Raw genomic sequence first — 20528 nt, 5'->3', positions numbered from 1 at the left:
GACCCGGAATCCCCCTCCCGAAAGCCCAGCTCCCACCCCCAAGCGCCCTCACAGGCGTCGCAGGCATATCAGCCTAAGCCGCCACCACCCGCTCGTCCGCCGGGATCGCCTTCAGAATAAACCCGCCGCCCAGGATTTGCGTCCCACCCGTCGGATCATAGAGGACCGCCGCCTGACCGCGCGCGACGCCTTCTTCCGGCTCATCGAACCAGATCACCGGAATGTCGCCCTGCCAGCCGAGCCGCCCGGGCACAGGTGGCCGCGTAGACCGCACACGGACCAGCACAGGCGCGCCAGCATCCGCCGCCGCCTCAAGGCTTCCGGCACCAAGCCAGTTCAGCTCTTCCAGCAACAGGCCGCTCGTCATCAGGGCCTCACGCGGCCCGACAACAACCCGCCGGTTCGGCGCATCAATCTTGACCACAAACAAGGGCTCACCCACCGCCACGTTCAGGCCGCGACGCTGACCGATCGTATAGTGAATAACGCCTTCGTGCTGGCCAAGAACGCGGCCATCAAGATGCACGATTTCGCCCCCGCGCCCGGAACCGGGGCGGAGTTTCTCCACGACTTTCGCGTAGGATCCTTCCGGAACGAAACAGATGTCCTGACTGTCTGGCTTGGCCGCGACCGGCAGGTTGAACTGGTCGGCCAGCTCGCGAACTTCCGTCTTCGGCAGGCCGCCGAGCGGAAAGCGGATATAGTCGAGCTGCTCGCGCGTCGTGGCGAACAGGAAGTAGGACTGGTCACGGCTCGCGTCTGCCGCGCGGTGAAGCTCCGGACCGGCATCGCCATCCGTACGCCGAATATAGTGCCCGGTCGCAAGGCAATCGGCGCCAAGCTCCTTCGCGGTGCGAAGCAGGTCCGAGAACTTGACGGTCTGGTTGCAGCGGATGCATGGGATCGGCGTCGACCCGGCGAGATAGGTGTCGGCGAAATCTTCCATCACCTGCTCGCGGAAGCGGCTTTCATAATCCAGCACATAGTGCGGAATGCCGATCTGGTCGGCTACGTTGCGGGCATCATGGATATCCTGCCCGGCGCAGCAGGCGCCCTTCTTCTCGATGGCGGCGCCATGATCGTAGAGCTGCAGCGTGATGCCGATCACGTCATAGCCCTCGGCCTTCAGCATCGCAGCCACAACCGAGCTGTCGACCCCACCCGACATGGCGGCGACAACCCGCGTATCAGCGGGGCTTTTCGCAAATCCGAGAGAGTTCACGCCGCCCGTCCAGGCAGCGGCTTTGGTATCTGTCATCTCATACTCCCACCGGGTTCAAGGCCCGGAGCAGCTTCAGGAAGGCGCCATATAGCGCGGGATAATGAAAATTGCGAGGGCTGACCTCAGAACCAGGCCCGAATGCCCGCCACAAAGACCGCCCGGTCGCTGTCCTCGCCTGCCGCTTCAAGATAGTCCGCCGTGCCGCCAAAGCTGCCCTGCCACTCAACACCTATATAGGGCGCAAACTCGCGTATGATCTCATAGCGCAGGCGCAGGCCGGCATTGAGACTGGTCAGGCCCGAGCCGGTTTCCAGATCGGGAATGTCCTGAGCCGACAGTTCTGCCTCTACGCGCGGCTGAAGGATCAGGCGCTGGGTGAGGCGGAATTCATACTCGGCCTCCATGCGCGCGGTCAGATCGCCCTCGCTGCTGAGGAAGGCGGCGGCATCGACTTCAAACCAGTAAGGCGCAAGCCCCTGAAGGCCCAGCACGGCATGCGTGCGCCCCTTGGGCTCAAGGTCATAGCGAAGCCCGCCCTGCAGGTCGAAATAGGGCGAGATGGCATGCGACCAGAGCGCCTGAACCTCGGCCTCCTCAAGTTCGTCGCTCTCCAGCGAATAGTCGCCCTCGCTCTTTAGCCAGAGCTTGTTCACGTCGCCGCCATACCAGGCATTGCCATCCCAGACGAGCGTGTCGCCCTCGTCAGCTGACTGCACTTCCAGCCTGTCTGCCATAATGGATAGCTGACGGGTCGCGCCATGATGGCTCAAGATATGATGGCGCGCATGGGCCATTTCATCGGTATCGAAATACTGATCTGCCATGGACCAGGGCGGCGAGGACTCTTCAGCGAAGACAGGCGCTGAAGCTGAAACAGCAAAGATAAAAAGCGCTAGAGTGCGGATCATCGCTTCATGTCCTCTTCGCTCATGGCATCATGATTCATCTTGGAGTGGTCCATCTTGGAGTGGTCCATCTTCGAATGATCCATCTCACCTTGTCCCATGGATGAATGATCCATGGTGGAATGATCCATCATCTGATGTCCCTGGTGATCCTCCATCGGCGTGGCCTCTGCCGGCAGGATCGACACGACCTGCATCATGCCCGCCGCCATATGGTAAAGCAGATGGCAGTGGAAGGCCCAGTCGCCGACATGCTCGGCGGTAATATCCACAGACACCTTGTCCGCCGGCTTGACGATCACGGTATGCTTGCGTGGCAGGCGGCCGCTCGTTTCGGCGCCGGGAATGACGAGGTCGAAGAACATGCCATGCAGGTGGATCGGGTGAGGCATCATCGTGTCATTGATCAGCGTCAGCCGCACCCGCTCGCCCTCATGGAAGCGGATCGCCTCCGTCACTTCGGAAAACTTCACGCCGTCGAACGACCACATGTAACGTTCCATGTTGCTGGTCAGGTGAATGACAATCTCGCGGCCCGGCGCGCGCGTATCAGGGTTCGGTTCAAGGCTGCGTAGCTGGCTATAGGTCATCGTCCGGTGGCCCACATCGTCAAGGCCGATGCCGGGTTCGTTCAGACGGCTCATCGGCATGGCCGCAATATTGGCAACGCCGGGGCCCTTTTCGATATCGGCTTCGATGGACACCATCTGCACGGCAGGCCCCGTTGGGTCAGGCATCACATGGCCCATCGCAGCGTGGTCCATCTTGCTATGGTCCATGGCACCATGATCCATCGGCATGGCCATATCGTGATCCATGCCCTTCATGGAATGATCCATGGCTGCGGGTGCTTCCGAACCCATCTCCATCGAGCCATGGCCCATGGCCGCATGGTCCATCCCCATGTCCTTCATCGAGAGCGTCGGCACGGCACGCAGCTGAGGCACAGCCGCCCGCATGCCCGGCCGCGGCCCGAGTGTTGCAACCGCCTGCCTCGACCGGTCAATCGACTCCGCAACAAACGCAAACGCCTCGGCGGCCTGCGGTGTCACGATGACATCATAGGTCTCCGCCACGCCCATCTGGAACTCGTCCACCTCGAGAGGCTGCACGTGCTGGCCGTCGGCCTGAACGATCGTCATCGGCAGGCCGGGCATGCGCACATTGAAAAGTGTCATGGCCGAGCCATTGATGATCCTGAGGCGCACGCGCTCACCCGGATTGAATACCATGTTGAAATTGTCAGCCGTAGAGCGGCCATTGATCAGATACGTATAGGTCGGCGCGCCAACGTCTGCGAGATCGCGCGGCGACATGCACATGGCGCCCCACATGGCCCGGTCGTCCAGCGCGGCGCCGATGCCTTCCTCCGATGCGTCGTGCAGGAAGTCGCCCACCGTGCGCTGCTGGAAGTTCTGGCTGTCGGAATGCTTCTTCAGTTTGGCGAAGAGACGCTCCGGCGTGCCATAGGTCCAGTCGCCGAGAACGAGCACATATTCGCGGTCATAGGCGACCGGGTCAGCGCCCTTGGGGTCGATGATGATCGGTCCGTAATGGCCGCTCTGCTCCTGCAGGCCGGAATGGGAATGGTACCAATAGGTGCCATTCTGCGGCACGGCATATTTATAGCTGAACGTCTCACCGGGCCGGATGCCCGGAAAGGAGACGCCCGGCACGCCGTCCATCTGGAAGGGCACGAGCAGGCCGTGCCAGTGGATCGATGTATCCACAGCCAGCGTGTTGGACACGTTCAGCGTGATCTCGTCGCCTTCGCGAAAGCGCAGCAGCGGCCCCGGCACCGAGCCGTTCACCCCGGTCGCTTCCGTGGCACGTCCATTGATGCGGACCGGGAACTTGCCGACCGTCAGGTCGAACTGGTTGCCTTGCAGCATGGGGATACCGAAATTGCCTTCCCCCGACGTGCGCGCCCAGGCGGGGGCAGCAGCAGCGCCAGTTGCCATTCCGGCAGCCGTATATTGCAAAAAGCGGCGTCGATTGAACATTGGCGGCCTCACACGGTCGGGAATAGGGATTCCCTCCCATATAGCGTGATTACCCGCGACCGGCAAAGATACCCTGCAGGGGTATTTGGTCACATCAAGGTGATCAGTGCCCGCCGCCGAAAACGCCGGTGCGGACATTGTAGTCCACGGCCAGCGCATAGTCCGGATCATCGTCCTCTTCGATCATCAACTGGCCTGCCCGTTTCAGCAGCTTGTGGCAGTCGTGGCTGAGGTGGCGCAGACGCAGGGTCTTGCCCTCGGCCTCGTAGCGCGCCGCGAGGTCCTCGATGGCCTGCAGGGCGGACTGGTCGACGACACGGCTGCGCCGGAAGTCCACGATCACGACATCCGGGTCAGTCGCAGGATGGAAGAGATCGGCGAAGCTGTCTGTCGAGCCGAAGAAGAGCGGACCTTCGATCTCGTAGACATGTGCGCCGGGCGTACGCACGCTGTCGCGCTCGATGACATGGATGCGCCTGGCATTGTTCCAGGCATAGGCCAGCGCCGAGACGATGACGCCAACCACGACGGCCGTGGCAAGGTCATAGGCGACTGTCACGCCGGTCACGAGCACGATGACAAAGGCATCCATCAGCGGGATGCGCGTCATGATGCGAAGGCTCTGCCAGGCGAAGGTGCCGATCACGACCATGAACATCACGCCGACCAGCGCGGCCAGCGGTATACGCTCGATCAGGCTGGAACCGATAAGGATGAAGGCCAGCAGGAACAGCGCGGCCGAAACACCCGACAGGCGCGTGCGTCCGCCGGATTTCACGTTGATCATCGACTGGCCGATCATCGCGCAGCCGCCCATGCCGCCGAAGAAGCCGGTGACGACATTTGCCGTGCCCTGCGCCAGGCATTCCTGCGAGGCGCCGCCACGCTTGCCGGTGATCTCTCCGACCAGGTTCAGCGTCAGCAGGCTCTCGATCAGGCCGATGGCGGCAAGGATCAGCGCATAGGGGAAGATGATTTCCAGTGTCTCGAAAGTCAGCGGGACAGTCGGAACGGCAAAGGGTGGCAGGCCGCCCTGCACGGAGGCAAGATCGCCCACAGTCGGCACATTGAGGCCAAAGCCGATGACGATGCCCGCGACAATACCGATACCGGCAAGCGGGGCGGGAATGATCTTGGTCAGCTTCGGCATGCCCCAGATGATTGCCATGGTCAGCGCAGTAAGGCCCAGCATGATGACCAGCGGCGCGCCGTTCATCCACTGCCCGCCGGCGAAGCCGTGACCGGCCGCCTCGCCCGTTCCCGGCACCTTGAACTGGCCGAGTTGGGCGAGGAAGATCACGATGGCGAGCCCGTTGACGAAGCCGAGCATGACCGGATGCGGCACGAGGCGCATGAACTTGCCGAGCTTGAAGATGCCTGCCAGCAGCTGCAGGATGCCCATTAGAACGACCGTCGCAAACAAGTATTGCGCGCCCATGTCGCCCACGCGCGGATCATGCACCAGCCCCACCATGACCACAGCCAGAGCGCCGGTTGCGCCAGAGATCATCCCCGGACGCCCGCCGAAAAGCGCCGTGATCAAGCCGACAATGAACGCTGCGTACAGGCCAACCAGCGGCGCAACACCTGCCACGAAGGCGAAGGCCACGGCCTCCGGCACGAGCGCCAGCGCGACCGTAAGGCCAGCCAGCAGTTCGGTCTTCACGCGCATGGGTGTCATGGCCGAGAGGCCATTGCCTGCCCAATCGGCACGCGAGATGCGATCGGCAAATGCCGCGAAGGTCGATTTCACCATGTCTGGGGCCTGCCTGTATGTTTCAGCCGTAAGGAGGTTTGCCCCTCATACAGGCATCATGCTGCATTGCAACGTTGCGGCTGAAGGCCGGTCAGGCCGCCGAAGCGGCTGCGTTGGCAGTTCCGGCGGCGACCCAGGCACCGCGGAAGTCCCTTGCGGGCTCCAGCTTCTCGGTCAGACCGATCAGGCCTTCGCCCTGCCCCAGCAGAATGAGACCGCCCGGCATCAGCTGGCTGGCAAGGTTATCAATGACGGCAACACGGGCAGACCGCGCCATGCCCGAAAGCACATTGCGGCAGATGATGACATCAAACTTGCCGAGGCCTGCGGCGCTTTCCAGCAGGTTGTGCTGGCGGAAACTCACATGGCCTCTCAAGGCTTCGCTGGCTTCCCACTGCCCGGTCTCAAGGCGCGTGAAATGCTTGGTCAGGCGGTGGATTGAGAGGCCCTTCTGGATATCGTAATGGCCATAGCGGCCGATCCGGGCCTTCTCGGTCGAGACTTTGCAGATGTCGGTCGACAGGATCTCGATTTTTGCGCCACGCAGGGCGGCCGGCAGTTCGTCTTCCAGCTGGATCGATAGCGAATAGGCTTCTTGGCCGGTCGAGCCGCCCGCAAACCAGATCTTGAGGCGCCCGGTGTTCGAGGCCTTCAGGCGCGCAGGCAGGACCTCTTCCAGCACACGCTGAAGCGTTTCGCGCTCGCGAAAGAAGCGCGTGTCCTTGGACACAAGCGCTGCGGCAATTTCAGCAATGAAGGCGGGATTGGCACGGGATTTCACGCAATGGACCAGATCTTCCATTGATCCGAAGCCCTCGCGGCGCGCGATCGGCGCCAGCCGGGCCTCGATCAGGTAGGCCTTGGATTTAGGAATCGACGCACCAGCACCCTTGAGGGCCAGATCCGCCAATTCGTTAAACACCTCGTCCTGCATGTCCCGCTCCGCAACCGGGCTTTTCTAACCCTTAATCCTTACCAATATCCGCGCTTTTATTAAGAAATCTTTCAGATAAGGCCGACTTCTGCAAACTTGCTTTCAAGAATATCAGCGTCGAACGGCTTCATGATGAACTCATCTGCGCCCGACCGGATCGCTTCATTGATGTGTTCGGCGTCATTCTCAATAGAGCAAAACACCACGAGCGGTTTCTTGCCGCCCTCTTCCCGGCGCAAGGCCCGCAGGAAATCGAGACCGTTCATGACCGGCATGTTCCAGTCCAGCAAGACGGCATCGGGCATGCTTTCGCGGCAGGCCTTCAGCGCCTCGGCGCCGTCGCCTGCTTCCCGGACATCGAATTTCAGGTCCTGGATGATACGGGCCGCAACTTTGCGGACGACACGCGAGTCATCAACGATCAGGCAGGATTTCATGGTCTGTCTCCAAAGGCGGGCGAACGCGTCAGGTTAACAGGTGCCCCATGAGCGTTAATAAATCGCTGCCGACGCCTGATAAAGCCGGGGATCCCGTATTCACCCCTCCGCCCGGATCTGTGTGGCCATGATGATCGCCACGTCTTCGCCCTGTTTGGCGGTGATTTCTCCCTCCAGACTGTCGCAGATCATCTTGGCAAACAGGGGCTGGATATTGTCGGGCTTCCAGCCGTCCTCGGGCTCGATGCCCTGGACCGACCGGGCGGCCTCGTCCTTCAGTTTCACCCGCTCGCCCCGGCTTGAAACAGTCATCGTCATGCCGGCGGCTTCGTTGCGTACCTTCGCATGAATCACACCGCCGCGCGGCAGCGTGTCGATGGCCATCATGATCAGGTTCATCAGCAGGCGCGCATGGGAATAGCTGAGGTGGTCGGTTGCAATATCCCATTCTATGCTGGGCTTCAGACCCGCGAGAAAGTTCTCCGTGATCTTCTTGAAATCATGCATGTCGGCTGTGCCCGCCTGCAGGCCGAGCGAGCCATAGGCATAGCGCAGGAACTGGATTGTTGCGGCCGCCTTGAGGGCACTGCTGCGAAGCAGTTCCTCGAACTGCTGGTCCATTTCGGAATCGCCCGGTTCGTCCAGCATCTCCAGCGCGCTGGTGACGCCTGAAACGGGAGACACAAGGTCATGGCAGATACGCGACGCGATGAAGGCTGAAAGCCGTGCAGGATCGATCATTGAAGGTCCAGCCCGTTGTTTGAATGCGATTGTGCGCAAAATCGAGTGAGCCGCGCCTCGTGTCAATCAACCGGGCATGAAAGTCTTGCAACAGCCGCTGTCATTCTTCCGGCGTATCGGAGCCGCCAATATCGTCATAGCCATGTCGGGCACTGTGAAAGGACAACAGGAAGAGGCCGCCTGAAAGGGCCAGCGTGAAGACGCCGCCGGCAATATAGGCGCCCCAGCCAAGACCGGTCACTTCGACACCCATGCCTTGCCAGAAAAACGTCAGCCCCCACAGCACGGCTGCGAGGGCTGCGAATGCGATTACAATCATCCATACCAGCTTGCGGGACATCGGGGGTTTTCTCCTGTCCCGCCGCCGGGCAATGGCTGCGCTATTTCTTTTTCCAGGCGCCGGATTCGTCCATGTAGTACTGGCCGGGTGACGTCTTGGCGATCTGCTTTTCACCGGTCACACGGGCCACCTGGGCGACCGTCGTGCCCGTCTGCTGGGACAGCTGCTCATACAGGGCGCGGCGCTTGTTGTTGATTTCCTGAACCTTGCGGACCACGGCCGGATCGGCCGAGCCAACCACGCCCAGATAGCCGTCGATACGCTCACCCACCTGGCCGGCAGAAATGGCCGCTTCAAGTTGCGGATCGGCCGCGTGGGCTGCAGGCGCACTGACGATTGCCAGCGAGGCGATGCTCAATGCGATGAAGATATTCTTGATCATGTTCATGACTATATCCTTTCGTCGCTATTCGGGAAACAGGTCAGGGTTGTTGGAGATCAGGTCTTCGACTTCCTTGTCGAGCTTGATGCGCACTTCCTGATCGATCTTGACGTTCAGATTGATGGTGATCGGCTTGTCGGAAGGCTCGATGCGGATCGTCGGCGTGCAGGCCGACGCAAGAGCTACGCAACCAACCATAAGCATTGTCTTTGGCGGGGTCATCAGAAGGGGACTCCTTTCATTCACGCGCGAACATGACACGGTTCGCCTTAACGTCAATCGATCAGACGGTTGCCTGTCATTCAGTTTCAGTACCCGGCTTCGGCTTGGCCAGGTCGACAATGATATCCACAAACTTGTCCTGCTGGGTCGCATAGGAGCTGCTTTTCACGAGCTCGCCGAGCTGGGAATCGAGCGTGAGATTGAACTCGAAGGCCTGCCCCTTCGGCATCGTCAGATTTTTCCCGAAGGCCAGCGGACCTGTATTCTTCCCCAGCAAGTGCACGCTCGCGACGGTCCGGTCCATCAGGTTGCCCGTGAGGCCGACCTCAAGCACCGAGAATTGCAGGTCTTTCAGGGCATCAAAGGCCAGTTTCGCGTTGGGGTCGCTCTCGGCTGCAGCGTCCACGGCATCACCCGTGTAGGAAATGCGACCGCCTTTGGCATCGGCGGACAGGCGCGCATCGCGAACCTGAACCTCATTGGCTATGAAATCGACCGGAAAACGGCCGCTGACCGTCCCGCTGGCCTGAACATCGGGAAGCTTGAGAACCGCGACGAGATCGCTCAATTCAATGGCATCTGCCGTGACCTCGACGCGCTGATCATCGCCGCCCAATGTCCATTCAAGCGGCGAAATGGCGACACGACCGCCTGCAAAGGGGAAGTAGGCTTTCTCAATACCAATGACCTTGCCGTCAATAAGATGGAACTCGATATGCCCGTCTGCCAGCGGCACGCCGATATTCATCAGTCCGACCGTCACGACCTGCCCTTTGTCCGTTGTCAGGGCGAGGAGATCACTGAAGCGGATATGCCCTTCAACGCCCGTAACGCGGCCGAGGCGCGTCGTCTGGAAGCCGAAGCTGCCGACCGTGACTTCGCCCGTGCCAGACAATTTCCCGGAATCGATATCGATATCGGCCAAGGCAGACATGTCGCCTTCCGCAAAGGTGAAGACACCGCGAAGGCGTTCCGACAGCATGACCGGTTGCAAGCCGCCGGTCCGGAACTGGAGGGGCTTCGAACGAATCGCCGCCTTGCCCGTCAGCTTGATGATGTCCATGTTAAGTGTCGTATCCGCCACTGTCACACCGCCCGCCTTGAGGCGGAGCGGGCCGGTCATCAACAGCTGGCCGTCGGTGAGCGTCGCGCTCAGATCGGATATCAGTGGCTGATAAAGCGGATCATCCCGGTAGTCCTTGATCAAGACAGCATTCGCCTTGAGCGCCCCGGACAGGCCGCCTTTGCCACTCGTGCCATCAAAGGAAAAACTGTCAGCCGACACATTGGCAGGTACGAGCGTGCCGCCAAAGCGGGTTGCCCCCAGACGCGCCGACAACCGAGGCGCGCCCTTTCCGGTCGCGACACCCATGCGCAAGGCGTCGCCTTCGATAGTCAGCGTGCGATCACCTATCGTGAGGGGCAGGTCCAGCGTCTTCGCCAGGATGGTCATCGCAAGGCCGCCCTTCGCTGACCAGTCGACAGTCGCACTGGACAGCCCCAGCTTGCCGGACGTCGATCCTGTCGTGAACGGAAGATGCACATTCCCGAGCGTCACGGCACCTTCGGGATCAGAGACGTTCTCGCGAATAAACCCCTTGCCCTGTGGACATATGTCGAGACTGACCGGATCGGCCTTGATACTGCCGAACACGAAGCCCTTGCTCGACGCCTTGACGCATTTCGCCCCTTCCGGTGTCACCTGCCAACCGGTTTCGCCACGCGTAACATGGACACCTCCATTGATATCCGTGCTTTTGAGATCGACACCCGAGACCTGTCCGGTGAGCGACAACCGCCCCCGGGTGCGCAGGTCAAACGCATCTGTCGCGCTGGACAGGCTGAACGTCGAGAGATCGGCTGAAACGGTCTTGCCGCCTGCCGCCCATGGCTTCAGCACTACGTCATGCGCCTTGATGCCAAAACCGGCAGCACCCTGCTGCAGCTCATCAAGGCTCAGCTGAATTGCCGGCGCGCCGCCGCCCGCCAGACTGATATCTCCGCTTACCAGTACGTCCTGCCCGCGAACCGACAGCCACGGACCGTCCGCTCCCGGCACAATGCCCAGCCGCATGCCGGACTTTGTCGTCAGCACGGTCTCGCCGCGGCTGGAGACTGATATGAGGTCGGCGCGTCGGCCCACACTGAAATTCATTGTCAGATCGAAGTCGGAGAGCGCGCGGTCAATGGTCGCCCGCAAGGCGGCGCCATGATCCGAGAGGACACCCGGAAGGGTGATTGGCTTGGTGACCTTGGTGCGCGTTTCCGGCGAAAGCTGTGTCGTCTGGGTGGCCACACTTCCTGTGTAGAGCAACGTGCCTTCTGCTGAACGGCTGAGCACGCCGCTTGCCGACACGTTCCCGGCTTTACCCTGTGGCGCGACAACCTGACTGGCTCCGACCGCGACCGGCCCGCCGATATTTCCGCCGTCACCTTTAAGATCCGCTTCAAGGCTCAGTGAGTCCGCGCCATACCCCCCATAACTGACCGCCCCAGACTCGAGAATTATACTCGCCCGCGTGAGCGCTGCCATCGCCGCATCGGTGGTCAGGCTTGGAAGTTCCGTGAAGGCCGCAGAACCGCTCGTTCGCGCTGCGCGCAACGCTCCAGTCGGGAAAGCAGCCTCTGCGATAGATCCCGTCCAGTTCATCTGCATCGGCCCTTCGCCGACATCAGCCGCGTCAATCGTCATCTCAAGAAGCGCATCCTTGACCGAGATACCCTTAAGCGTTGCCTGCTCGAGAACAACATTTGCTCCCCCGGCAATCCGGCCATTGTCGGCAGAGAGGAAAAGGACACCCTCAGACCACTGAAATTCTGAATCCCGGGTTTTAAGCGATGCCGGGTCCAGCATGAGATCAAGCTTGCCGTTTTGAGGGAAGGTGCCGTTCACCGATACAGAGGCTGACAGCTCTCCCGCGTCGGTGACGAGAAAGATGCGACCATCCGTTATCTCAATGGCGGGCAGCTTGAGTTCGGTGTTTTCCCTTTCGCCGGACGAACTGGCGAGTTTCTCGAGCCCGTAAAATTTGACTCCTTTCTCGTTCAAGACCCCGCGTACAATTGGCTGGTCTATCGTGACGCCCGTCAATTCAGGGCTGAAAAGGTGTGGCCAGCTAAGGCGCGCGCGGGCCTCCTGCGCCTCCAGCGGAACATCGCCACCTGCGCTTATCTTCAGCGCGCGGATCGTCGCTCCACCAAATCCAAGCTGCGTGAATTTCCCTTCACACACGAGATCGCGGCGCTCGCACCAGCCTGCGAGCACGCGCTCTGCAACGGCCTTGCGCGTCAGCCAACCGGTCACGAGCACGCCTAACAGCAGAATGACAACGGCCAGAATCACCCAGCGCCCCCCGCGAACGGGCTTGATCAGCGATTCATCGACCGATTTGCCTACATTTTTGTCATCTGGTGTATTCACTGTGCGATCCGGCTTGCATCTTGCTAGTCCTGAAACCTAAAGTCCTAATAAGGCAAGAAGGCCAAATTTAGCGTGTTCTGGATTCTTTAACACGCAAATGTCAGATTGGATGCTTGTTCAACCGCACCTGCTGTTTGGGGGGCGGAAGAGCTTGGGAGAAACGGGACGTTACGCGTGGAACACAACACGGAAACTGAACCCCAGAAAGTGCCGCATTCCAAGCGGAACTTGTCACAGGGCCTGAAAAGCCTCGCTGTCCTGTTCGTTCTGGGGTCTGCCTCGGCTGTTGCCGGGCTCTTCATGGTGGATTCCACCGGCCAGCCCACGCATGGCACTGCGGATGCCGCCACCCCGTTGCCACTGGCGGTTACGCTGCTCAGTGCGCGCGACCTGGCCCAACCGAAAATTCTCGAACACGAAACCGGCACACTGAAGCCGCGCGAGACGCTGACGGAGCTGGTCGTCAGCCTCGGCGCAAACCACCAGGACGCCAATAGCGCGCTCCAGACGCTGTATTCGGGCGATCTTCTCGATGCCCGCCGTCTGCGGCCAGGCCTCAAAGCCGAAACCTATCTCGATGGCGACAAGCTGACAGCCCTTACGATCCGCGCCGAAGCCGACCGCAGCCTGCTGATCACACGCGACCAGGACGGCACCTGGGAAGCCACCGCCCTGAATGCGCGCCTGACCCCCAGCTACAAGCGCATCGCCGCATCGATCAACACATCTATCTACGAGACGGCCCGCAGCCTCGGCGCAGGCGACCAGCAGGTCGTCGATTTTGCCGATGCCTTCGCGTATGATGTGGATTTCCAGCGTGAAATCCATCCCGGCGACAAGTTCGAGATTGTCTACGAAACCTATGTCGACGAGCGCGGAAATCCGGTGAAGACGGGCAATGTGGTCTTCGCCTCACTGGATGGTCAGGCGCTGAGCCGTGACTTTTATCGCTTCACGCCCAGCGACGACCAGACACCGGACTATTACGACAGCAAGGGTGAAAGCGCGACCAAGTTCCTGATGAAGACGCCCATCAATGGCGCCCGTCTCTCATCCTCCTTCGGTACGCGGCGGCATCCGATTTCCGGCTATACAAGGCAACACAAGGGTACGGACTTTGCGGCGCCAACCGGAACGCCAATCTACGCGGCAGGCAATGGCGTGGTTGTCCGCGCCAATCGATATGGCTCTTTCGGCAACTATGTGAAGATCAAGCACGCCAATGGCTATGAAACGGCCTATGCCCACCTCTCGCGCTTTGGCAAAGGCATCAAGGCGGGCACCCGGGTACGTCAGGGCGATATCATTGCCTATGTCGGCACAACTGGTGCCTCGACAGGCCCTCACCTGCACTATGAAGTCCACATCAAGGGCGTTGCGGTCAACGCCATGGCCCTGAAACTGCCGACGGGACGGAAACTCGCCGAAACGCCTGCAATTCTTGAGGAATTTGCGGAGAAGAAAGCCGAAATCGACCATATCCGGACGGAGAGCGGCGCAGAATTCAACCAGGCTCTGCTGGTTTCGGCGACCACTCACCAACCTTAATTCCTCCCCAGACGCAGTTTGACACCCGAAAACGCCTTCCATGGCGTATTTCTTGCTTTTTGTGACCTGAAACACTTCGCGCGGCCTTCCTTGAGGCCCGTCAGGGATATCAGGCATGAAACAGCAGATCCAAAGACCGGCACGTGTCGACCGGTCGCTCCGCCCACATCACGTGGCCGAACGGGCCGTTGCAGGCCTGGTTGTGCTGGGCATGCTGGTTCTGTTCGTCTTTGTGCGTCCGCAGCAACCGGCAAGCCTGACCAGCGCAGATGCCGCACAGGCGATGCTGGATTTTCGCGACAACATGCCTGCGGCCTCCACCGCCGAGCGCATCGGACAGGTCACGTCCGGCGCCGCGGCGGCCGACGTACTCGAAGTTCTGGGGGCCAGCGCAACGGATGCGGCGGCTGCCGTCGCCGCCCTCCGCCAGACGGGTCTTGTGGACCGCAAGCGCATGCGTCCCGGCACGGCCCTCACCGCCTATTTCGATGAGAGCATGATGGATAGTGAAACGAGCCGCCTGATTGCCGTATCTATAAAACCGAATGCCAAGAATACCTTGCTCGCGACGCGACAGGCTGATGACAGCTTTTTCGTGAGCGTGCTGACAGCGCGGCTCGTCACTTCCCGGCGCCGGGCAGCCGGTGTGATCGAGACGGACTTGCAGACGGCCCTCGTGGCTGCTGGCGGCACACCTGCACACGCCACAAGTTTTGCCGCACTGTTTCCGGATGACGTCGGCCTGGCGGAAGGTGGCCATCCTGGAGACCGTTTTGATACCGTGTTCGAGGTCGCCGAAGACGAGCGCGGAAACTTCATCGAGAACGGCGACCTTGTCTTTGCCGCTTTCAATGGTGAGACCAGCCATGGCAGCTGGTATCGCTACACACCGGGCGACACGGGCAGGACCGAATTTTTCGATGCAAATGGCGTCGCCGCGCAGCCTTTCCTGACGCGCTATCCCATTGGGAGGGCGCCGATTAATTCAGGCTTTGGCCAACGCTATCATCCTTTGACAGGGCAGCTGCACCTGCACACCGGCATCGACTTCCGCGCGCCTGCCGGCACGCCCATCAAAGTGGCGGGAGATGGCACAATAGCCTTCATGGGTTTCAGCGAAGGCTATGGCCGTCATGTCCGGATCAAACACAAGCGCGGTTTTGAGACGCTGTATGCGCATATGTCAGGCTTCGCCGGCATCAAGGAAGGCGACGCTGTCAAGGCAGGCGACGTTCTCGGCTATGTCGGGGATTCCGGCTCGGCAACGGGCGAGCATCTTCACTACGAAATCCGGCGGGACGGGCGCTGGGTCAATCCGATGACGCTTGAATTGCCCTCAGGCCGCAATCTTGCGTCGGATCCGGCGGAACTTGCCGCTTTCATGAAGCAGAAATCCGAGATCGATGCTCTCAGAGGCGCGACCCAAGCAACGGAACTCGCGACAGCCGCCACATTGCTGCCAGTCATCCAGCCTAACAGCCCATAAAAAAGCCGCCGCATCTGCGAGATGCAGACACAGCGGCCATTATATATTGCGAGCGGTCAGTTAAGGACAACTCGCCCCTTGGCGAAGTCATTGGGCACGCCATTGATCGAGAGCATATCGCCCTCAACCCCGACATGGATTGTCTCACCATCGGCAATGCGACCTTCCAGCAGCAGACGAGCCAGCGGATCCTGCAACTCCTTCTGGATCACACGTTTCAGCGGCCGGGCACCGTACACCGGATCATAGCCGCGAGCGGCCAGCCAGTTGCGGGCATCAAGGCTGAGGTCGAGCTTCATCTTGCGCGCCGACAGCAGCTTTTCGAGATGAACCATCTGGATGTCGACAATATGATCGATCTCGCCACGGCCGAGACGCTTGAAGAAGACGATCTCATCGATCCGGTTGATGAATTCCGGCCGGAAATGCATCCGGATGGCTGACATAACGCTCTCGCGCGCCGAATCAGACACTTCGCCCTCATCGCCGCTGGCAAGCGCATCAGCGCCGAGGTTCGAGGTCATGATGATGATCGTGTTCTTGAAGTCCACGGTTCGGCCCTGGCCATCGGTCAGGCGACCGTCGTCCAGCACTTGCAGCAGCGTGTTGAAAAGATCCGGGTGGGCCTTCTCGACTTCATCGAAGAGGATGACCTGATAGGGGCGCCGGCGAACGGCTTCCGTCAAGGCCCCACCTTCATCATAGCCCACATAGCCGGGAGGCGCGCCGATCAGACGGGCCACCGAATGCTTCTCGGAATATTCCGACATATCGAGCCGCAGGATGGCCGTGTCATCGTCAAACATGAACTCAGCAAGCGCCTTGGTCAGCTCGGTCTTGCCGACACCTGTCGGGCCGACAAACAGGAATGAGCCGATCGGACGGTTCGGATCCTGCAGACCAGCGCGGGCGCGACGCACGGCATTCGAGACCGCTTCGAGGGCGGCGTCCTGGCCGACCACGCGGGCCCGCAGGGCGTCCTCCATATGGAGCAGCTTCTCGCGTTCACCTTCCATCATCTTGTCGACGGGAATGCCGGTCCACTTGGAAACGACGCCAGCAATATGTTCCGGGCGGACGACTTCAGACACGAGGCCATCATCGGCGTCATCAGCGCCTTCGACATCCTTGATCTGCTTTTCGAGCGCAGGGATTGTCGAGAACTTAAGCTCAGAAGCACGTGTCAGGTCACCCGTGCGCTGCGCTTCGGCCATGTCGGCATAGGCGCGATCAAGCTGGTCCTTGGCATTCGCCGTTCCCTTCAGCTTGTTCTTCTCCGCCGACCAGGCAGAGGTCAACTCGTCGGACTTGGCCTGAAGGTCAGCGATATCTCCTTCGATTGTCTTGAGACGATCAATTGATGCCGTGTCTTTTTCCTTCTTCAACGCCTCCGCTTCGATCTTCAGCTGCAGGAGCCGACGATCAATCTCGTCCAGCGCTTCCGGCTTGGAGTCGACCTGCATGCGAAGGCGCGAAGCGGCTTCGTCCATCAGGTCGATCGCCTTGTCTGGCAGGAAGCGATCCGTGATGTAGCGGTTGGACAGTGTCGCAGCCGAAACAATTGCCGCATCCGATACGCGCACACCATGGTGGGCCTCGTACCGGGCCTTCAGACCACGGAGAATGGAGATCGTATCCTCAACCGAAGGCTCGTCCACGAAGACCGCCATGAAACGGCGGGCGAGTGCCGGATCGCCTTCCACATATTTGCGATACTCATCGAGCGTCGTTGCACCGATACAGTGAAGCTCGCCGCGCGCAAGCGCCGGTTTCAACAGGTTCGACGCATCCATTGCGCCATCCGATTTTCCGGCGCCAACAAGCGTGTGCATCTCATCAATGAACAGGATGACGCCGCCTGCAGCTTGCTGCACTTCGTTGAGCACGGCTTTCAGCCGCTCTTCAAATTCACCACGGAATTTCGCGCCCGCAATCAACGCGCCCATGTCGAGCGCGAGCAGGCGTTTGCCCTTCAGGCTTTCAGGCACGTCGCCATTTACGATGCGCAACGCAAGGCCTTCGGCAATCGCCGTCTTGCCAACGCCGGGCTCACCGATGAGCACCGGGTTGTTCTTCGACCGGCGCGAGAGAACTTGCATTGTACGGCGAATTTCCTCGTCCCGGCCGATCACCGGGTCGAGCTTGCCATCGCGCGCATCCTTGGTCAGGTCACGTGCATATTTCTTGAGTGCTTCATAACCTTCTTCGGCATTGGCGCTATCTGCCGTACGGCCCTGGCGCAGATCCGTGATGGCGGTCTCCAATGATTTTGTCGTGACGCCAGAACTCTTCAGGGCCTCCGCAGCCGGATCAGAAGGCAGGCCAACAATCGCCAGCAACAGGCGTTCAGTCGTCACGAAGGCATCACCGGCCTTCTTTGCGCCGGCTTCGGCATCCTGGAACAATTTGGCGGACGCCTGCTCAAGCCGCAGGCCGTTATTGGCGCCGGTCACCTTCGGCAGTTTGCCAAGGGCCGTGTCGACCCCCTGAACAACCAGTTCCGGACGGCCACCAGCCGCACGGATCAGGTTCACGGCCAACTGGTCACGATCCTCCAACATGGTTTTCAGGATATGGGCGGGTGTCAGCGTCTGGTGTCCGCTGGCAAGGGCCGCGGTCTGGGCGCTTTGAACGATTGCGCGTGCGCGCTCGGTATACTGGTCAATATTCATTCTTATCCCCTCTCAAAGGCAGATTCGGTTTGGTTTGCGGCCCCGCTCAGCGGCGGCCTGTCGTGTTGAACTGGATTTGGGGAGTGATGCCGGGCCATGCAAGACGCGCGACATGCGACAAGATCAATCGCGTCTCAGGATATATTCCAGGTCCACCTGTTCACCGACAGGAAAGTCGTATTCGCCGACCTTGTAGAATCCGTAACGTGCATAGAATCGCTGTGCGCCCTCATTGCCGGACCAGACGCCAAGGAACAAAGGCGGCCGTCCGGCAGCTTCCACCCATTCGAGCACGCGGCTCATCAGGGCGCCGCCAATGCCGGACGACAGGGCGCCGGGGCGAACATAGAGCCTTTGCAATTGGAGTGCGCCATCAGGAACAGGATCGACCGGAAGTTCACAGGGACTGGCCTGCGCATAGCCAGCCAGATGCCCGTCAGGTGCGTCGGCAAGCCAGATCGGGCGATCTGACGCACCAATCTGACATTTCCAGCTTTGGAGCGCATAGTTTTCGGCCAGATAAAGCTGCAGATCCGACGGGCTATAGAGATGCCCGAAAGCGGCAACAAAGGAAGAGATGCCGAGGTCCCTGAGGGCCTCCGCATCCCTGATTGTCGCAAGACGTATCAATGTCTCAGAGCCATATAAGGGCGATCCCGCCCGTCTCAGTCAGCTGTTGTCTCGGCCGAGTCATCTGCGCGCACAGGCTCGTCCGTATCGGACGATGCCGCTTTGCGGCGGCCACGCGACAAGGTCTTCATCACGCCATCCGTCACGGCTTCAGACTCATCGGACGCATCCTTGGCGCGATAAGGCTTCCGCCGCGACTTCGGGCGATCGCCCTCGGCCTTGGGCTTCGGACGGCTCTCTTTAGGCGCCTCCACTTGGCTGGAATCCGAATCGTCACTGGCATCGATGACTTTCAGCGAATCCGGCTTGCCGTTGTCGTCATCCGTGTCGCGGCTATTGTCACGATCGTCCTGGTTCTGGTTCTCGTCCTGACGCGAACGCGATGTCACCTGAACCGTGGCTTCCTCGTTGCTGTCGTCGGAGTTTGAATCATCGTCCGACGAATCATTGCGGTTGTCGCGATCATCGCGGCGATTGTCGCGATCGTCCCGGCCATTGCGCTGTTGCGGTTGCTGGCGGTCCTTGGCTTCCATCTGTTTGGCAACGATTCGCTGATAATGCTCTGCGAACTGGAAATAGGCCTCAGACAATACGCGGTCGCCGCTGGTCTGGGCGTCCCGTGCGTATTGCTGGTACTTTTCCAGCACCTGCTGAGCAGATCCACGGATCTTCACGTCCGGCCCAACACTTTCATAGTGCCGGTTCGGATTGTTGTGATTATTGTTATTGTTGTTACCGCCTGAGCGACGATTGCGCCCGCGTGAGCGTTTCATGAATGTATATCCCGTTTCATGCGCCTGCTTTTTGTCCTGCAGGCAGTTCCCAGCGCAATTGCCGAAGGAAGTGCTGTGGCCGAGCCCCGTTTTGCGAGAGTCTGGCGAGGGTGGAGCAGACTTGCCATACGCGGCTTCCAGCACCTCACGCATAGCTTCTAGCCTGTATTATTCACTCCGCCAAGCAAAAATATGCGTATTAACCAACCTGCTTACGCGCCCATACAACCCGGTCATTCCCGCCCAGATCCTTCGCACTGCCGATATCGGTCAATCCGGCCGCTGACAGGATCGCTCGCACATCCCCCTGCTGATCATAACCGATCTCGAAAATGACCGGCGTTCCGGGCTTCAGGCGGGTTTGGGCCAGCCCTGCCAGTTCCCGATAGGCATCGAGCCCGTCCGCCCCACCATCAAGGGCCACCTCAGGGTCGTGAAGACGCACTTCAGGGTCGAGAGAGGCAATCACCTCGCTGCGGATATAAGGGGGATTGGAGATGAGCAGGTCCACTGATCCCCAACCGGACCATTCTGCCCAGGGCTGCACGGCCAGCCGTGCCCGGCTCTCCAGGGCATGCCGCGCAATGTTCTCGGCCGCCAGCGAGGCCGCCGCGACATCGGCCTCAACGCCGGTTCCCGACACATCCGGCCGCGTCACCAACAGCGCTATCAAAAGGCATCCCGAACCTGTGCCAAGGTCCGCAATTTCCAGCCCAGGGGCCTCCGGCAGCAGACGCAGTGCCGCTTCAACCACGACCTCACTGTCGGCGCGTGGCACCAGGGCACGGGCATCCGAGATGAAATCCAGGCCAAAGAAGGAAGCCGTTCCGGCAATATGCTGGAATGGTACACAGGCTTCGCGCTGGCGAACCATGCGCTCGAACGACTCGCGTAAATCGTCCGGCGCGGCCAGATGGCCCCTGAGGATCAGCTGGGAGGTTGTCAGGCCGGAGGCCAGCGACATCAGCAGACGGGCTTCGCGTTGCGGTGCCTCGATACCGGCCTGCCTGAGGCGTCCGGCGGCCGCGGCCATCAGATCCGTATAGGTCAGGCGGC

At 60.5% G+C, this 20528-nt stretch carries 17 protein-coding genes; 2 read left to right on the top strand and 15 right to left on the bottom strand.

The window, feature by feature from the left end; all coding sequences use genetic code 11:
* Positions 1 to 73: 73 nt before the first annotated feature.
* The 11 genes from mnmA to HY30_RS06270 form a co-directional block, all read right to left on the bottom strand.
* Positions 74 to 1258: a tRNA 2-thiouridine(34) synthase MnmA gene (gene mnmA / locus HY30_RS06320; RefSeq protein WP_034738236.1), complete on the bottom strand. Its 1185-nt coding sequence runs from the start codon at positions 1256 to 1258 to the stop codon at positions 74 to 76.
* Between the two features lie 86 nt (positions 1259 to 1344).
* Positions 1345 to 2130, bottom strand: a complete 786-nt coding sequence (locus HY30_RS06315; protein WP_034738235.1) for a copper resistance protein B — start codon at positions 2128 to 2130, stop codon at positions 1345 to 1347.
* A complete protein-coding gene (locus HY30_RS06310; protein ID WP_034738234.1) occupies positions 2127 to 4130 on the bottom strand; it encodes a copper resistance system multicopper oxidase in 2004 nt (667 codons plus the stop codon). The genes HY30_RS06315 and HY30_RS06310 overlap by 4 nt, the downstream gene beginning before the upstream one ends.
* Positions 4131 to 4233: 103 nt before the next feature.
* Positions 4234 to 5886: a SulP family inorganic anion transporter gene (locus tag HY30_RS06305; RefSeq protein ID WP_034738233.1), complete on the bottom strand. Its 1653-nt coding sequence runs from the start codon at positions 5884 to 5886 to the stop codon at positions 4234 to 4236.
* A 91-nt stretch (positions 5887 to 5977) separates the two neighbouring features.
* The gene (locus tag HY30_RS06300) at positions 5978 to 6820 is read right to left on the bottom strand and encodes a CheR family methyltransferase (RefSeq protein ID WP_034738232.1); all 843 of its coding nucleotides are present in this window, start codon (positions 6818 to 6820) and stop codon (positions 5978 to 5980) included.
* Between the two features lie 71 nt (positions 6821 to 6891).
* Positions 6892 to 7257, bottom strand: coding sequence for a response regulator (locus HY30_RS06295; protein ID WP_034738230.1), 366 nt, complete (start codon positions 7255 to 7257; stop codon positions 6892 to 6894).
* A gap of 99 nt (positions 7258 to 7356) precedes the next feature.
* On the bottom strand, positions 7357 to 7998 hold the full coding sequence (locus tag HY30_RS06290; RefSeq protein ID WP_034738229.1) for a histidine phosphotransferase family protein: 642 nt from the start codon (positions 7996 to 7998) through the stop codon (positions 7357 to 7359).
* A gap of 100 nt (positions 7999 to 8098) precedes the next feature.
* On the bottom strand, positions 8099 to 8338 hold the full coding sequence (locus tag HY30_RS06285) for a hypothetical protein (RefSeq protein WP_034738227.1): 240 nt from the start codon (positions 8336 to 8338) through the stop codon (positions 8099 to 8101).
* 40 nt (positions 8339 to 8378) lie between these two features.
* On the bottom strand, positions 8379 to 8726 hold the full coding sequence (locus tag HY30_RS06280; RefSeq protein ID WP_034738226.1) for a YdbL family probable chaperone protein: 348 nt from the start codon (positions 8724 to 8726) through the stop codon (positions 8379 to 8381).
* 18 nt (positions 8727 to 8744) lie between these two features.
* On the bottom strand, positions 8745 to 8942 hold the full coding sequence (locus HY30_RS06275; RefSeq protein WP_034738225.1) for a YnbE family lipoprotein: 198 nt from the start codon (positions 8940 to 8942) through the stop codon (positions 8745 to 8747).
* 76 nt (positions 8943 to 9018) lie between these two features.
* A complete protein-coding gene (locus tag HY30_RS06270; protein ID WP_034738224.1) occupies positions 9019 to 12363 on the bottom strand; it encodes an intermembrane phospholipid transport protein YdbH family protein in 3345 nt (1114 codons plus the stop codon).
* Between the two features lie 174 nt (positions 12364 to 12537).
* Here HY30_RS06270 and HY30_RS06265 point away from each other — a divergent pair, with 174 nt between their 5' ends.
* On the top strand, positions 12538 to 13911 hold the full coding sequence (locus tag HY30_RS06265; RefSeq protein WP_241765663.1) for a M23 family metallopeptidase: 1374 nt from the start codon (positions 12538 to 12540) through the stop codon (positions 13909 to 13911).
* Positions 13912 to 14026: 115 nt separating this feature from the next.
* Positions 14027 to 15397: a M23 family metallopeptidase gene (locus tag HY30_RS06260; RefSeq protein WP_051614966.1), complete on the top strand. Its 1371-nt coding sequence runs from the start codon at positions 14027 to 14029 to the stop codon at positions 15395 to 15397.
* 56 nt (positions 15398 to 15453) lie between these two features.
* On the opposite strand, the gene clpB is transcribed toward HY30_RS06260, so the two are convergent.
* The 4 genes from clpB to prmC form a co-directional block, all read right to left on the bottom strand.
* The gene (gene clpB / locus HY30_RS06255) at positions 15454 to 18069 is read right to left on the bottom strand and encodes an ATP-dependent chaperone ClpB (protein ID WP_034738222.1); all 2616 of its coding nucleotides are present in this window, start codon (positions 18067 to 18069) and stop codon (positions 15454 to 15456) included.
* 123 nt (positions 18070 to 18192) lie between these two features.
* On the bottom strand, positions 18193 to 18699 hold the full coding sequence (locus HY30_RS06250) for a GNAT family N-acetyltransferase (protein WP_034738221.1): 507 nt from the start codon (positions 18697 to 18699) through the stop codon (positions 18193 to 18195).
* Between the two features lie 35 nt (positions 18700 to 18734).
* Positions 18735 to 19472, bottom strand: coding sequence for a DUF4167 domain-containing protein (locus tag HY30_RS06245; RefSeq protein ID WP_081812086.1), 738 nt, complete (start codon positions 19470 to 19472; stop codon positions 18735 to 18737).
* A 199-nt stretch (positions 19473 to 19671) separates the two neighbouring features.
* A complete protein-coding gene (prmC, locus tag HY30_RS06240; RefSeq protein WP_034738220.1) occupies positions 19672 to 20505 on the bottom strand; it encodes a peptide chain release factor N(5)-glutamine methyltransferase in 834 nt (277 codons plus the stop codon).
* Positions 20506 to 20528: the final 23 nt, after the last annotated feature.

It is taken from the genome of Hyphomonas chukchiensis, from assembly GCF_000682695.1.
Taxonomy (GTDB): Bacteria; Pseudomonadota; Alphaproteobacteria; order Caulobacterales; family Hyphomonadaceae; genus Hyphomonas; species Hyphomonas chukchiensis.
The sequence above is the reverse complement of the archived record's forward strand: the minus strand, read 5'-3'. Positions and strand labels throughout refer to the sequence as shown.